The organism is Bacillus sp. 7_6_55CFAA_CT2 (assembly GCF_000238655.1).
Taxonomy (GTDB): domain Bacteria; phylum Bacillota; class Bacilli; order Bacillales; family Bacillaceae_G; genus Bacillus_A; species Bacillus_A cereus.
The window spans coordinates 192769-205856 of record NZ_JH414708.1 but is presented as its reverse complement, the minus strand read 5'-3'; the positions used below and the strand labels follow the sequence as shown (position 1 = coordinate 205856).

The following is a 13088-nucleotide window of genomic DNA, read 5'->3' as shown; positions in this document are numbered from 1 at the left end:
CTCTTCTTCTATATTGTTTTAAATTCCTTCTTATATTAATTTCCAAAATTTTTATGCATAAAACAAAAACGTACTCGCTTGACGAAACTCTGGGTAAAAGATATAATAGCGTTTGTGTAAAATAAAAAGGCAGCCTTGTAATGTGAGTTTATCGTTTGTATTTTGTTCCTCTACGGAGGTGTATCTCGTAACTCCCTGCTGCTGGAGCGAAGGTACATGAAAACAAAATGCCCGTAAATATCGATTACGTCTGTTTTTATTTTACGTAAATAAAAACATTTTTAAAGGAGGAGTCAACTATGGCTCGTTATACAGGTCCAGCTTGGAAACTGTCTCGTCGTCTTGGAATCTCTCTAAGCGGCACAGGAAAAGAATTAGAAAAACGCCCTTACGCACCAGGTCCTCACGGTCCTAACCAACGTAAGAAACTTTCAGAATACGGTTTACAATTACAAGAGAAACAAAAACTTCGTCACATGTACGGCATGACTGAGCGTCAATTCCGTCGCACATTTGACCAAGCAGGTAAAATGCCTGGTAAGCACGGCGAAAACTTCATGATCCTTCTTGAAGCTCGTCTTGACAACTTAGTTTACCGTATGGGCTTAGCTCGCACTCGTCGTGCAGCTCGCCAATTAGTAAACCACGGTCACATCATGGTTGATGGCGCTCGCGTAGATATCCCATCTTACCGTGTAAAACCTGGTCAAACTATCAGCGTTCGCGAAAAATCTAACAGCCTTGTTGTTGTTAAAGAAGCGATCGAAGTTAACAACTTCGTACCAGAATACTTAACTTTCGATGCTGACAAATTAGAAGCTACTTACACTCGTCACGCTGAGCGTTCTGAGTTACCAGCTGAAATCAACGAAGCATTAATCGTAGAGTTCTACTCTCGTTAATCTCGGTACTCTGCAAAGAGTAGTATTAAAAGCCTTAGGAACCTTGTTTATCAAGGGGCCTGGGCTTTTTTTATTAAATATAGCCTGTATATGTATAAAAACGGAACAATGTAACAAAATAAAACTTAGCCCTCTCTCTAAAATTTCATCCATTTTTATCCACATTAATAAAAACCTACCCCATAACTCATTTTTCTTTGCTGTACTCTCCTTTTGTTAACATTATTTTTACAACGTATTTATTTGTACATAATCTATACCTTCCCTTTTTCTATTCACATTCAACTTAAAAACCTCTTCATCACCCGAGCATCTGAATAAGATTAAAAAAACTTAATGAACAAGTATCTCTTTAACTGTCAAATTATTAGAATATTCAATTTACAACCCCTTCCTTAAATTGGTATTATTTTCTTGTAAGGGGAGGGAAAGTTCATGTCTTTAAATATGTATCTCGGTGAAGTACAAGCTCAAACAGAAAGTATGAACTCTTTATGTAACGCTACTATTCAAGGTATGGAACAAATTATTCATTCTATTGACGCTTTTGCATTGGATACTGTTCTACAAGGGCAAACATATAGCAGTGCAAAAGCATATTTCTTACAAACCTTTCGTCCGTTAGCACAAGGAATCATTTACTTATGCGAAGAATTAATCCTTCAAAATAATGCCTTTCCAAGAGACTTTCAATCACAGGTAGCTTCTACAGATGTTATCGAACAGGAGATAATAGAACAAATTCGAGAAATCGATCGAATGATAGCAAGTACAGAAGCGCTCAACCAAACTATGTCGATCCCAGGTATGGACGCTATGGTAAATCTTTTTACTGTCATGAGGCAAAAACTGCAAGAAAAATTAGAACATCTATATGAATTTAATTATACTTCTAGTAATAATTATGATACTGCACTCCAACTAGCCGCTAGCATTGCGACAGGTTTGGCGGAAGTACAAAGCGGAAAAGGTTTTAGTCCCGCCAGTGGTACATTTAGTACACAAGGGTTGAATATGGAATGGACGGGTCCTATTCAAGCAATTACAGAAGAAAAAAACGAAAAGCTGATTATTTAATTAAAGATGGAGAAATGTCCGGTAGGCTAGAAGAAACATCTGCAATTAAAAAAGCGTGGGGCGATAAGGTAGACAGTGTAGTTAAAATGTTCGAAACAGTAAAAAAGATATGGAATGGTACTGTAATCGGAACAGGGAAAGCTGTTGAAGATACAATCAAGTCCATGGAAACTTTAAGTAATATGAATATAAGGAATATGGATATAGAAACTTTTATTAATGTTACATATGCGATTTTACATTTGGATGAAACGGCGAAAAATATGTGGCATACATTTTCAAGTACCGTGAAACGAGATATGATAAATGGAGATGCAGAGAGCCGTACGCAATGGATTACTTATGCATTAACCCAAATAGGTATTGGTCTAATCACCGACAAGGGATTAGGTAGAGCAGGACTTGTTATAAAAGGAGTAAAAGCATCAAGTGGAGCAAGTACATTAACAAAAGGAGTAACACTAATAAAAGAAATGAGGCACGCATCTGAGATTTTACAATCTTTTAAGAAAGATGTTTCTTATGCTTTCTCTGGTGGAACTATCATAACCAAGATACCTCAAAGCGAATTGAATCAAGCCTACTATAATTTTGCAAAGACTACAATTTCAAGTGCACAAAAAAGAAATTCTCCAGGAACAGTAACTTCAAGTTTTAATCTTGAACGAAGTTTAGGGACTCAAAAGAAACTAATGTATAATAAAGGTTCAATTGGTGTTATTCCACAAGAAATTCGAAATAAGCTAATTGGAAAAAATTTCAACTCCTTTGATGATTTTAGAAAAGAGTTTTGGAAAACAGTTGCTGATTCAGACTATGCGACAGAATTTAACCAAAGAAATATAAACCTTATGAAAGAGGGTAAAGCTCCATTCGCTCCATTATCTGAGAAGTATGGTCAGCACAATCAATATATTTTGCACCATAAACAACCAATTCACCAGGGTGGAGATGTGTACAATCTCGATAACTTAATAATTGTTTCTCCTAAAATGCATCAAAATGTTTTAGATCGTTCATATCATTTCGGTAAAAAAGGTTAATGATTATGAAAGGATGGTTAGTATGACACTCAAAATGACAAAAGAAGAACTTATTGAACTTGTAACAAAGATTTGTAATCCTAAATTACCTGAAGAAGAACTTAATGAATACGTAAACCAATTTAATAATAGCGGTGTACCTCATCCCGCTCCAAGTGATATAATCTTTTGGGATTTTAGGGATTTAACACCGGAAGAAATAGTAGAGATTGCATTGAATTACAAAGAAGAAGAAAACTAAAACATGTAAAGAATAAGCCGCCCCGAAAAAACGAGCGGCTTTCTTCATTATCTAATTCATTTTATACTGTCCTATTTGTTCTAATGTTAGTATTTCTTTTCAATGCTAATAAAACATTAGAATTATCATTTCTGAATTTAGCCAGTGTACCTTCTTCTAACACTTAAAAACACTACATTCTACCCCATAACTCATTTTTCTTTGCTATACTTTCTTTTTGTTAACATGATTTTTACAACATATTTATGTGTACATTCTCTATACCTTCCCTTTTTCTATTTACATTCAACCTTAAAAACCTCTTCATCACCCGAGCATCTGAATAAGATTAAAAAAACTTAATGAACTAGTATCTCTTTAACTGTAGAATTATTAGAATATTCAATTTACAACTTCTTCCTTAAATTGGTATTATTTTCTTGTAAGGGGAGGGAAAGTTACTAGAAGGAAGATATATTTTAGAGATTCCAACATCTAATAAAAAATTCAAAAAAATAGATGGATATATCAAGCTAGCAAAAGAAAAATATGATATTGATATTAGATTTAGGGAGGAATAATTGATGGCGTATGATTTAGAACCCGAAATTAAAGAGGTACTTGAGAAAATTGATTTTATTCAGAGATATAAAGCATTATCAAAACAATTTCCAGATAGAGAAAACACATTTGAAAACTATGAAAATGAAAAAGCAATTGAAGTATTTGAGTCTCTTGGCTATAAAGCTCGTTTTATGAAAAAGGAAAACTTTTTTATTGTTGGTGAAGTAAAGAACAAGGATTTCTATACTTTCAGATTCAATATCAGCTTAAAATATGGGCTTGTTGAGTTCATTTGGTCTGCAAGGTATAATGGTGAAGTTAGAGTTGGGAATTCATGGGATATGTTTGTAAAAGTATTATCCAATGGTTCTGAAAGATTGCCAGCAGTATGCTTCCACAGTTACAATGAACTCAAAGAAATCATGAAAATCGCCTTTGAAATGTACGAAGATTTCAAGCGAGAATTAATTCCTATCTATTCATAATGTAAAAAGCTACCGAAGACACCAAAACAGTTACTTCGAGTAGCTTTTATTTATATATATTAAAGTTATTTATTTTCCTCTTTTTGAACATATACATAAGCATCTTTCTGCTCTTTATGTATATCAACTTTCGAATTCTCTGCAAGTTGACCCGCGTTTAGCAAAGAAAAAATAATCAACGCTTCTAGTGACATTTCGTTTTACCACTCCTTTCTATTTGTTATACATTTATCATACCGCTTACATGTGATTTCCGTATGAACTCGAAAAGGAGATTACAACAAAAAGGTTACAGGAATATGAATGCACGCTATAATAACCATTAAATAGGAGGTTGATTCGTTTTGACAATAAATCAAATGGTTCAGTTGGGTAGTGCATGTATGTTGTTTATTACTTCCGCACTTATTAATTGGTATCAGGGAAGTAATTTAATAGATGATCCTGATGAATGGAAATATAGTGCCAAGTTTACGAATTACTTTAAAGGCACCGTTTCAAATTACGAAGATATTTATCAAATCGATTTCTTTATATATGCGGCAAAATTTTATCCAACAGCATTTATTGTTATGCTTATTAGCTTACTTTATATGCTCGTATTAATTCTTCATATTCTATTTACAAGATCTCGTGAGGCAATCTAAATTTATACATAAAAAACCCCGAATCATAGAATTTTCAGCCTACAATTCGGGGTACTATTTGTTTTATATTCGTTTCTGATTAGTAACGAATTAAGAAATATTTCTTCTTACCGCGGCGAATGACTGTGAATTTACCTTCGATGCGGTCGTTTTCTGTTACAACGTAGTCTAATGCTTGTGTACGCTCACCATTTACGTAGATTGCGCCGTTCGTTACATCTTCACGTGCTTGACGTTTTGATGGAGAGATTTTGCTTTCTACAAGTAAGTCGATTAATACTGTATCTTCTGCAGTACGTTCTACAGATGGTACGTCTTTGAATCCTTGTTCGATTTCGCTTGCAGTTAGTTCTGCTACAGAACCGCTGAATAATGCAGCTGAAATTTTAATCGCTTGCTCTAATGCTTCTTCACCATGAACAAGTTTTGTCATTTCTGCACCTAATGCTTTTTGTGCTGCACGTTTTTCTGGCGCTTCAGCTACTTGCTTCTCAAGCTCAAGAATTTCTTCATGAGATAAGAATGTGAAGTATTTTAAGTATTTAACAACGTCGCGGTCATCTGTGTTAATCCAGAATTGGTAGAACTCGTAAGGAGTTGTTTTCTCTGGGTCTAACCAAATTGCGCCGCCTTCTGTTTTACCAAACTTCGTACCGTCAGATTTAGTAACAAGTGGAATTGTTAAACCGAATGCTTTCGCATCTTCTTCTGATTTACGGATTAATTCAAGACCAGCTGTAATGTTACCCCATTGGTCACTACCACCGATTTGCAGACGGCAATTATGTTGTTGGTATAAGTTTAAGAAGTCGTATGATTGTAAAATCATGTAACTGAACTCAGTGAATGAAATACCAGTTTCTAAACGAGATGCTACCGTATCTTTTGCTAACATATAGTTTAAACCGAAGTTTTTACCGATATCGCGTAAGAATGAAATTACATCTAAGCTACCAAGCCAGTCGTAGTTGTTAGCCATCGTTGCTGGGTTGTCCACGTTTTCAAACTCTAAGAAGTTTGAAAGTTGGTTTTTAATGCTTTCTGTGTAGTAAGCAACTGTATCTTTCGTATTTAATGTACGTTCTGCTTTTTTACCACTCGGGTCACCGATCATACCAGTACCACCACCAACAAGTGCGATTGGTTGGTGACCAGCTAATTGGAAACGACGTAACATTAATACTGGTAACATATGACCAATGTGTAAGCTATCCGCTGTCGGGTCGAAACCACAGTATAATTTAACGCTTTCTTTTTCTAATAATTGCTCAAGGCCCTCAGCATCTGTTTGCTGATTAATTAGACCGCGAAATTCAAGATCTTGTAAAATACCCATATCCTACATACTCTCCTTTAAGTTCATTACTGGCGTGAAGGTTGAAAACATAAAAAAATCGCCCCTTCAAATAAGGGACGATTTTGATTATCGCGTTACCACCCTAGTTGCAGGCAAAAAAAAGCCTACCACCTTATTTACATAACGGCTTAGCACCGTCTTTTCCCTTTTGAATACAATTCAATCGAAAAAAGATGCTCTAGGGGCGTAATTCGCGATCATCTATGTGCTGATTTTCACCGGCCATCAGCTCTCTAAAACAGGGAAATGATCACTACTTCTCCCTTTCCACGCTCAATTATTCATATACTTTTCTTTATACCATCATTTATATAGGCATGTCAAATAGAGGTCAGGTTTCCCTTCTTGTCAATCCTTTACAACACCATAAAGAGTATCGTAATAAGAGAAAGAATTGGAACCCCAACTAATAACGATACATGAAACACAATCGATAAATCATTCCCAATGGTCGCCTCCACAGGATCTTTCGTTGGGGAACCAAGAAACCCGATTAATCGATCGAATCGACTTACCGTTTTTGGAAAGTCTGGTATTTCTACATGATCACTATCTAAATGTTGCTTTAACTTATATTCACTCTTAAAGGGATTTTCGCTCAATTTCGTCCACCTCCAGCAATTGTTTCAATTTCTTTATCCCGTTATGAAGTCTCGATTTCACCGTTCCAATCGGAATGTTTAATATCTCTGCAATTTCTTTTTGCTGCATGTCATGATAATAAGAAAGGATTAGGACCGCTCTTTGCCCTTCTGGAACTTTCAAAATTGCTTCTCTTACTGTGAGCCGATCTTCGTGAGAAAATTCTTTTTCCGGAATCGGCACTAAAAATGGCAAAAGCGTACGCCACTTTTTTCTCCTATTTAATTTATTAATCATAAGACGATAACCAATTTGAAATAAATACGTTTTTATTTTACCTTTTTCAAGTTCATACATATGTTTCTTACGCTCTAGCGTCAAAAACGTATCTTGCACAAGATCGATACTTAATTGTTCATCTCGGTTAAATCGATATAAAAATGTGTATAGCGCTGGTTTGATTAAAACATATAGTCTTTCTCCCGCTTGTTTATCTCCACTTTGATACGCAAGCATGAGCTCCTCCTCAATCCCAATCTGCGCCATGATTTTTGATCTCCTTTATTCCTTTTAACGTTAATGAAATACGGGAAATTAAATATGCAATCGCAATAAAAATCCACAATTGTGATTGATTTGTAAAAAATTGCACATATGGGTTTTGAATCGTAAATCCCATTGCAACTAAAGTATTTAACGCTTGCACACATATGCATGCATACAACGCAAGGCAGACAGAAATAGTGTCAAATACATTCCAGCGAAAATACACTTTTGTTTTTGTAAAATCAATTTTATATCCATTTTTCCGTACTATATGTTTTCTATCAAATGGAATAATGATTGAAAACACAACACTCATTATAACTCCAGCTGTAAGCATTGATACTCTATATCCAATTGGTATCGGTAAGAAAAGACCACAAGAAAATACGACTATAATTCCAAGTAAAGCAAAAGCAAGAAGTAATTTATTAGACATATAAAAGCCTCCCTCATCTATTCTTTCATAAATGTATACAGACGAGGAAGGCACTTCGTTCAAATATTATTTTAGTTTTTTTATAATCTTTGCAGGATTCCCGCCAACTACTACATTATTAGGCACATCTTTCGTTACGACAGCACCAGATGCAATCACCGCATTGTCTCCAATTGATACACCGGGATTAATAATTGCTCTTCCGCCAATCCATACGTTATCGCCAATTGTAACTGGTTTTCCGTATTCTGATCCGCTTATACGCTCTACCGGATCAAGTGGGTGCGTTGCTGTATAAATGTGAACACCTGGAGCTAACATACAGTTCACTCCGATTGTTACCGGGCATACGTCTAAAATGGTACAGTCAAAGTTCGCGTAAAAATTTTCACCGACATGAATGTTATAGCCGTAATCACACCTAAAAGAAGATTCAAGATGAATATTATCTCCTGTCGTTCCGAATAATTCTTTTACGATTTCGCTACGCTCTTTTAATTGCTCTTCTGGCGTATCATTTAATTTTCTCGTTAATATACGTGCTTGCTCTCTTTCTTGTACTAAAACTGGATCAGCCGGTATGTACATTTCTCCTAGTATCATCTTTTCCTTTTCTGTTTTCATCATACTATCCCCTTTAACTTATATATACAAGTTAATGATATCATAAAAAAGAAAGGCCTGAACATTTTTCGTTCAGACCTTTCTCTCTTAATCTTCCATCGTTGATAAGTCACCTGTTGGTAAATTCAGCTCCCACGCTTTTAATACGCGTCGCATAATTTTACCACTTCTCGTTTTCGGTAATTTATCTCTAAATTCAATTTGTCGTGGCGCTGCATGAGCTGCTAGGCCTTTCTTTACAAATTGACGAATTTCTTCTTTTAATTCATCAGATGGTTCGTATCCTGCTCGAAGTGCGATAAATGCTTTAATAATTTCGCCACGCACCGGATCAGGAATACCAATTACACCAGCTTCTGCAACAGCAGCATGCTCGATTAATTTACTTTCTACTTCAAACGGACCAACGCGCTCACCTGACGTCATAATTACATCGTCAATACGTCCTTGGAACCAGAAGTATCCATCTTCATCCATATAGGCAGAGTCACCTGATACGTACCAATCTCCCGGCATGAAATAAGATTCATATTTTTGCTGGTTATTCCAGATCCCGCGCATCATAGATGGCCAACCTTTCGCAATTGCTAAGTTACCCATTGTGTAAGGAGGCACTTCATTTCCTTCATTATCAACAATCGCTGCTTTCACACCTGGAATTGGTTTACCCATTGAACCTGGACGGATTTCCATACAAGGGTAGTTACAAATTACTTGTCCACCTGTTTCTGTCATCCACCACGTATCATGAATACGAAGTCCAAATGCATTCATACCCCAGCGAATTACTTCTGGATTTAACGGCTCACCAACGCTTAATACGTGACGAACTTGTGATAAGTCATATTTTTTAATTGCGTCTTGTCCAGCTCCCATTAACATACGGAATGCTGTTGGTGCGCTGTACCAAACCGTCACACCGTAATCTTGCAGTGCTTCATACCAAGCTTCTGGACTAAAGCGTCCACCTAAAATAACATTTGACGCTCCAACTAACCACGGTGCGAAAATACCGTAAGCTGTTCCAGTTACCCAGCCCGGGTCAGCAGTACACCAATATACATCGTCTTCTTTTAAATCTAATACCCACTTCGCCGTTTGATAGTGCTGAACCATTGCGTTTTGCGCATGAAGCACACCTTTTGGCTTACCAGTAGAGCCAGACGTGTAATGTAGAATCAAACCGTCTTCACGGCCTAACCATTCAATATGTAATTCTTTTGAAGCTTGTTCAAATAACGGATTGAACGCTACCGTTTTACCGCCTTCTTCTACATTATCTCCAACAAGGAAAACTGTTTTTAAAGCCGGTAAATCATTTAATGGTACGCGCTCTAACAATTCAGGCGTTGTAATTAACACCTTTGCTTCGCTATCTTCTAAGCGATCGCGAACTGCGCCTTCCATAAATGCTTCAAATAGCGGTCCAACAATTGCTCCTAATTTCACTGCACCTAAAAGTGCGAAATATAACTCTGGAGAACGTGGCATAAAAATAAAAACGCGATCGCCTTTTTCTACATCGCCATAATTCTTAAGGACGTTTCCTGCTTTATTAGAAAAATCCTTCATTTCCTTAAATGTATATTTCTCTTTTCGCGATCCATCTTGATAATAAAGAGCTACTTTATTCTTTCGATCGGATTTCGCATGCTTATCAATTGCCTCATACGCCATATTTACTCGGCCTGTTTCATTCCAAGTAAAGTTTTTATTAACCTCTTCCCAGTTAAAATTCGCGTATGCCTCATCATAATTCGGCAAATTATTTTCTCCTTTAATGACAGGAAGCGTTTCTACTTTCATACTTTACATCCCCCTCCTATGTATTCTATTATCTATTATAATGACATTATTTAAAATTTTCAGTATATTTGTTGATTTTTAGACAAATTTTTAATGACAAATTTCGATTCACATCGCATATATTATAAAGTACGATATTAATAGATTCACAAACCCTCAAGGTGGTGAGCAATACATTGATTCATAAAAAAATATATAATGCTAGAAACTTAAAAACAGCGAAAGGCACTTTAATTATTGAAGGTCCTGTCTCTACACATAACTTAGAAATGTATGAGTTTCATCCAGACTTAATTGCGTTTCGTCCTGCCGAGCAACAATATAAAGCAATTGTCGAAATTTCTAAATTACCAGAAGCTCGTCTCATTATTGCTAGACATGACCAAACAATTGTTGGATATGTTACATACTTGTATCCTGATCCACTTGAACGATGGTCAGAAGGAAAAATGGAAAACTTAATTGAGCTTGGGGCAATTGAAGTAGTCCCAGCCTTCCGCGGGAGTTCTGTCGGAAAGAACTTACTAGAGGTTTCTATGATGGACGATTATATGGAAGATTACATTATATTGACGACTGAATATTATTGGCACTGGGATTTGAAACAAACAGGATTGAATGTGTGGGAATACCGAAAAGTAATGGAGAAGATGATGAATGCTGGCGGGTTACAATGGATGGCTACAGACGATCCTGAAATTTGTTCACATCCTGCCAACTGTTTAATGGTCCGCATCGGTAAACGCGTTGATACGGATTCTATTCAAGCTTTTGATCGTCTACGTTTTCACAATCGTTTTATGTATTAATAAAGGGGGCAACTGGAATGATTGTAGAAGAAATTATGAATCAAAATGTAGTTACATTACATCCAAACGATACAATCGAAACAGCAATCCGAACGATACGCACGAAAGGCATTCGGCACATTCCAATTGTCGATCAAAATAATCACGTCGTAGGCATTATTTCTGATCGGGATGTAAGAGATGCAAGTCCGTCTATTCTAGATGAACAAGTTTCACTCGATATGCTACAGCAACCGCTCGAACTTATTATGAAACATCCTGTTATGACTTGCCATCCTCTCGATTTTGTTGAGGAAATTGCTACTTTATTTTTTGAAAATAAAATTGGCTGTCTTCCTGTTACAAAGGCCGGGAAGTTAGTTGGAATCATTTCTGAATCTACAGTATTACACACGTTAGTAAAATTAACAGGAGCACATCAACCAAGTTCGCAAATTGAAATTCAAGTAAAAAACGAACCTGGTATTCTTGGAAAAGTCGTTGCTATTTTTAGTGATTTACAAATAAATATCGTGAGTGTTCTCGTCTATCCAGCAAAAGATGAGAATGATAAAGTACTCGTTTTCCGCATTCAAACGATGAATCCTCTAAAAGTGATTGATGCACTTGAAGCAGAAGGTTACCGCGTATTATGGCCAAACATCATGGGGATGCAGGCATGAGTAGCGCGTTTATTTATTCGGATGACTTTCGGGGCTATTCATTTAGCCCTGATCATCCTTTTAACCAACTGCGCGTCACACTTACGTATGATTTATTACAAAAGGGCGGTTTCATCTCTCCCTCTCAAATCATCTCACCACGGATGGCTACAGATGAAGAGATCGCCTACGTTCATACAGAGGAGTACATAAATGCGGTAAAACGTGCTGGAGAAGGAAAGTTAGAAAAATCAATTGCAATGACATATGGACTCGGAACAGAAGATACACCGATGTTCCCAAATATGCACGAAGCAAGCGCATTGCTCGTTGGCGGTACGTTAACAGCTGTCGATGCTGTTCTTTCCGGAAAAGTAAAACACGCACTTAATTTGGGCGGCGGCTTACATCACGGCTTTCGCGGCAAAGCATCTGGCTTTTGTATTTATAACGACAGTTCTATCGCAATGAAATATATTCAAAAGAAATACGGTTTACGCGTCTTATATATTGATACAGATGCTCATCACGGTGATGGCGTACAGTGGTCGTTTTATGATGACCCTAACGTATGCACCATTTCACTGCATGAAACTGGTCGTTATTTATTCCCTGGAACTGGCGCTGTAAACGAACGTGGCCAAGGTAATGGTTATAGTTATTCTTTTAATGTTCCACTCGATGCTTTTACAGAAGATGAATCGTTCTTAGAATCATATCGAACTGTTGTAAAAGAAGTTGCAGCGTACTTTAAACCGGATATTATTTTAACGCAAAATGGTGCTGACGCACATTATTATGACCCACTTACACATCTTTGTGCGACAATGAATATTTACCGCGAAATACCGAAGCTCGCTCGTGAAATTGCTAATGAATATTGCGAAGGTCGCTGGATCGCTGTCGGTGGCGGTGGCTATGATCACTGGCGCGTCGTTCCAAGAGCTTGGGCGCTCATTTGGCTCGAAATGAACAACATCCAAAACATCTCAGGTTATCTCCCTCCAGAATGGATTGAAGCTTGGAAAGGACAAGCAGAAACAGAACTTCCCCTCACATGGGAAGATCCAGACAACATGTATAAACCTATCCCCCGTAAACCAGAAATTGAAGAAAAAAACGCATTAACTGTAGCGAAATCCCTTGAAATTATTCGGAATAATATGACAAAATCTTTATACTAAACGAAAAGGAGGCTCGTTTTTGAATAGCCTCCTTTTATTTAAAGCTTGCTATTATTGTCGTTTTCTGTCGGTAAGTCGATATATTTTAATAATCGCTGATATATTCCGAGTTACGCCGATATATTTTGATAATCGCTGATATATTCCGAGTGGCGCCGATATATT

14 protein-coding genes, 1 pseudogene and 1 other annotated feature are annotated in these 13088 nt (G+C 36.7%); of the genes and pseudogenes, 8 read left to right on the top strand and 7 right to left on the bottom strand.

The window, feature by feature from the left end; genetic code table 11:
* Positions 1–299 precede the first annotated feature (299 nt).
* The 4 genes and pseudogenes from rpsD to HMPREF1014_RS01175 all read left to right on the top strand — a co-directional run bounded on the left by rpsD (position 300) and on the right by HMPREF1014_RS01175 (position 4291).
* Positions 300–902 (top strand): 30S ribosomal protein S4, encoded by a 603-nt coding sequence (gene rpsD, locus HMPREF1014_RS01190; RefSeq protein ID WP_000135317.1) that lies wholly within the window; start codon positions 300–302, stop codon positions 900–902.
* A gap of 435 nt (positions 903–1337) precedes the next feature.
* Positions 1338–3022, top strand: a pseudogene (locus HMPREF1014_RS01185) (pyocin-S2/colicin E7-DNase domain-containing protein).
* 22 nt (positions 3023–3044) lie between these two features.
* Positions 3045–3263 carry a bacteriocin immunity protein gene (locus HMPREF1014_RS01180; protein WP_000172895.1) on the top strand — a complete coding sequence of 73 codons (219 nt, stop codon included), beginning with the start codon at positions 3045–3047 and terminating at the stop codon, positions 3261–3263.
* Positions 3264–3826: 563 nt separating this feature from the next.
* Complete coding sequence (locus HMPREF1014_RS01175; protein WP_000312817.1) at positions 3827–4291, top strand: hypothetical protein; 465 nt, start codon at positions 3827–3829, stop codon at positions 4289–4291.
* A gap of 65 nt (positions 4292–4356) precedes the next feature.
* On the opposite strand, the gene HMPREF1014_RS01170 is transcribed toward HMPREF1014_RS01175, so the two are convergent.
* Positions 4357–4485: a hypothetical protein gene (locus HMPREF1014_RS01170; protein WP_000050940.1), complete on the bottom strand. Its 129-nt coding sequence runs from the start codon at positions 4483–4485 to the stop codon at positions 4357–4359.
* A gap of 150 nt (positions 4486–4635) precedes the next feature.
* Here HMPREF1014_RS01170 and HMPREF1014_RS01165 point away from each other — a divergent pair, with 150 nt between their 5' ends.
* Positions 4636–4938 carry a YjdJ family protein gene (locus tag HMPREF1014_RS01165; protein ID WP_000154632.1) on the top strand — a complete coding sequence of 101 codons (303 nt, stop codon included), beginning with the start codon at positions 4636–4638 and terminating at the stop codon, positions 4936–4938.
* 79 nt (positions 4939–5017) lie between these two features.
* Here the strand turns inward: HMPREF1014_RS01165 and tyrS are convergent, their stop codons facing one another.
* The 6 genes from tyrS to acsA form a co-directional block, all read right to left on the bottom strand.
* The gene (gene tyrS / locus HMPREF1014_RS01160; protein WP_000512087.1) at positions 5018–6274 is read right to left on the bottom strand and encodes a tyrosine--tRNA ligase; all 1257 of its coding nucleotides are present in this window, start codon (positions 6272–6274) and stop codon (positions 5018–5020) included.
* A gap of 70 nt (positions 6275–6344) precedes the next feature.
* Positions 6345–6574, bottom strand: a binding site (T-box leader).
* 77 nt (positions 6575–6651) lie between these two features.
* Positions 6652–6897, bottom strand: a complete 246-nt coding sequence (locus HMPREF1014_RS01155; protein WP_001293787.1) for a hypothetical protein — start codon at positions 6895–6897, stop codon at positions 6652–6654.
* Positions 6878–7423, bottom strand: a complete 546-nt coding sequence (locus tag HMPREF1014_RS01150; RefSeq protein ID WP_000057204.1) for an RNA polymerase sigma factor — start codon at positions 7421–7423, stop codon at positions 6878–6880. Before HMPREF1014_RS01150 ends, HMPREF1014_RS01155 begins: the two co-directional genes overlap by 20 nt.
* Entirely contained in the window at positions 7404–7859 is a 456-nt protein-coding gene (locus tag HMPREF1014_RS01145) for a hypothetical protein (protein ID WP_000066434.1), read from the bottom strand. Before HMPREF1014_RS01145 ends, HMPREF1014_RS01150 begins: the two co-directional genes overlap by 20 nt.
* 66 nt (positions 7860–7925) lie before the next feature.
* A complete protein-coding gene (locus HMPREF1014_RS01140) occupies positions 7926–8486 on the bottom strand; it encodes a maltose acetyltransferase domain-containing protein (protein ID WP_002024890.1) in 561 nt (186 codons plus the stop codon).
* Positions 8487–8570: 84 nt separating this feature from the next.
* Complete coding sequence (acsA, locus tag HMPREF1014_RS01135) at positions 8571–10289, bottom strand: acetate--CoA ligase (protein WP_000862049.1); 1719 nt, start codon at positions 10287–10289, stop codon at positions 8571–8573.
* 176 nt (positions 10290–10465) lie between these two features.
* On the opposite strand from acsA, the gene acuA reads away from it, so the two are divergent.
* Genes acuA through acuC form a run of 3 tightly spaced genes read left to right on the top strand, consistent with a single transcriptional unit; the run spans position 10466 to position 12923 of the window.
* Complete coding sequence (acuA, locus tag HMPREF1014_RS01130) at positions 10466–11098, top strand: acetoin utilization protein acetyltransferase AcuA (protein WP_000581388.1); 633 nt, start codon at positions 10466–10468, stop codon at positions 11096–11098.
* A gap of 17 nt (positions 11099–11115) precedes the next feature.
* Complete coding sequence (locus tag HMPREF1014_RS01125; RefSeq protein ID WP_000634583.1) at positions 11116–11760, top strand: acetoin utilization AcuB family protein; 645 nt, start codon at positions 11116–11118, stop codon at positions 11758–11760.
* Positions 11757–12923, top strand: coding sequence for an acetoin utilization protein AcuC (acuC, locus tag HMPREF1014_RS01120; protein ID WP_000092824.1), 1167 nt, complete (start codon positions 11757–11759; stop codon positions 12921–12923). The genes HMPREF1014_RS01125 and acuC overlap by 4 nt, the downstream gene beginning before the upstream one ends.
* Positions 12924–13088 lie beyond the last annotated feature (165 nt).

What these genes read in the sequence shown, in the direction of transcription:
- HMPREF1014_RS01150 (WP_000057204.1), bottom strand. Translation starts at nt 7,423, where the DNA reads ATGGCGCAGATTGGGATTGAGGAGGAGCTCATGCTTGCGTATCAAAGT.
- HMPREF1014_RS01145 (WP_000066434.1), bottom strand. Translation starts at nt 7,859, where the DNA reads ATGTCTAATAAATTACTTCTTGCTTTTGCTTTACTTGGAATTATAGTC.
- HMPREF1014_RS01125 (WP_000634583.1), top strand. Translation starts at nt 11,116, where the DNA reads ATGATTGTAGAAGAAATTATGAATCAAAATGTAGTTACATTACATCCA.
- rpsD (WP_000135317.1), top strand. Translation starts at nt 300, where the DNA reads ATGGCTCGTTATACAGGTCCAGCTTGGAAACTGTCTCGTCGTCTTGGA.
- tyrS (WP_000512087.1), bottom strand. Translation starts at nt 6,274, where the DNA reads ATGGGTATTTTACAAGATCTTGAATTTCGCGGTCTAATTAATCAGCAA.
- HMPREF1014_RS01175 (WP_000312817.1), top strand. Translation starts at nt 3,827, where the DNA reads ATGGCGTATGATTTAGAACCCGAAATTAAAGAGGTACTTGAGAAAATT.
- acuC (WP_000092824.1), top strand. Translation starts at nt 11,757, where the DNA reads ATGAGTAGCGCGTTTATTTATTCGGATGACTTTCGGGGCTATTCATTT.
- HMPREF1014_RS01170 (WP_000050940.1), bottom strand. Translation starts at nt 4,485, where the DNA reads ATGTCACTAGAAGCGTTGATTATTTTTTCTTTGCTAAACGCGGGTCAA.
- HMPREF1014_RS01180 (WP_000172895.1), top strand. Translation starts at nt 3,045, where the DNA reads ATGACACTCAAAATGACAAAAGAAGAACTTATTGAACTTGTAACAAAG.
- acsA (WP_000862049.1), bottom strand. Translation starts at nt 10,289, where the DNA reads ATGAAAGTAGAAACGCTTCCTGTCATTAAAGGAGAAAATAATTTGCCG.
- HMPREF1014_RS01140 (WP_002024890.1), bottom strand. Translation starts at nt 8,486, where the DNA reads ATGATGAAAACAGAAAAGGAAAAGATGATACTAGGAGAAATGTACATA.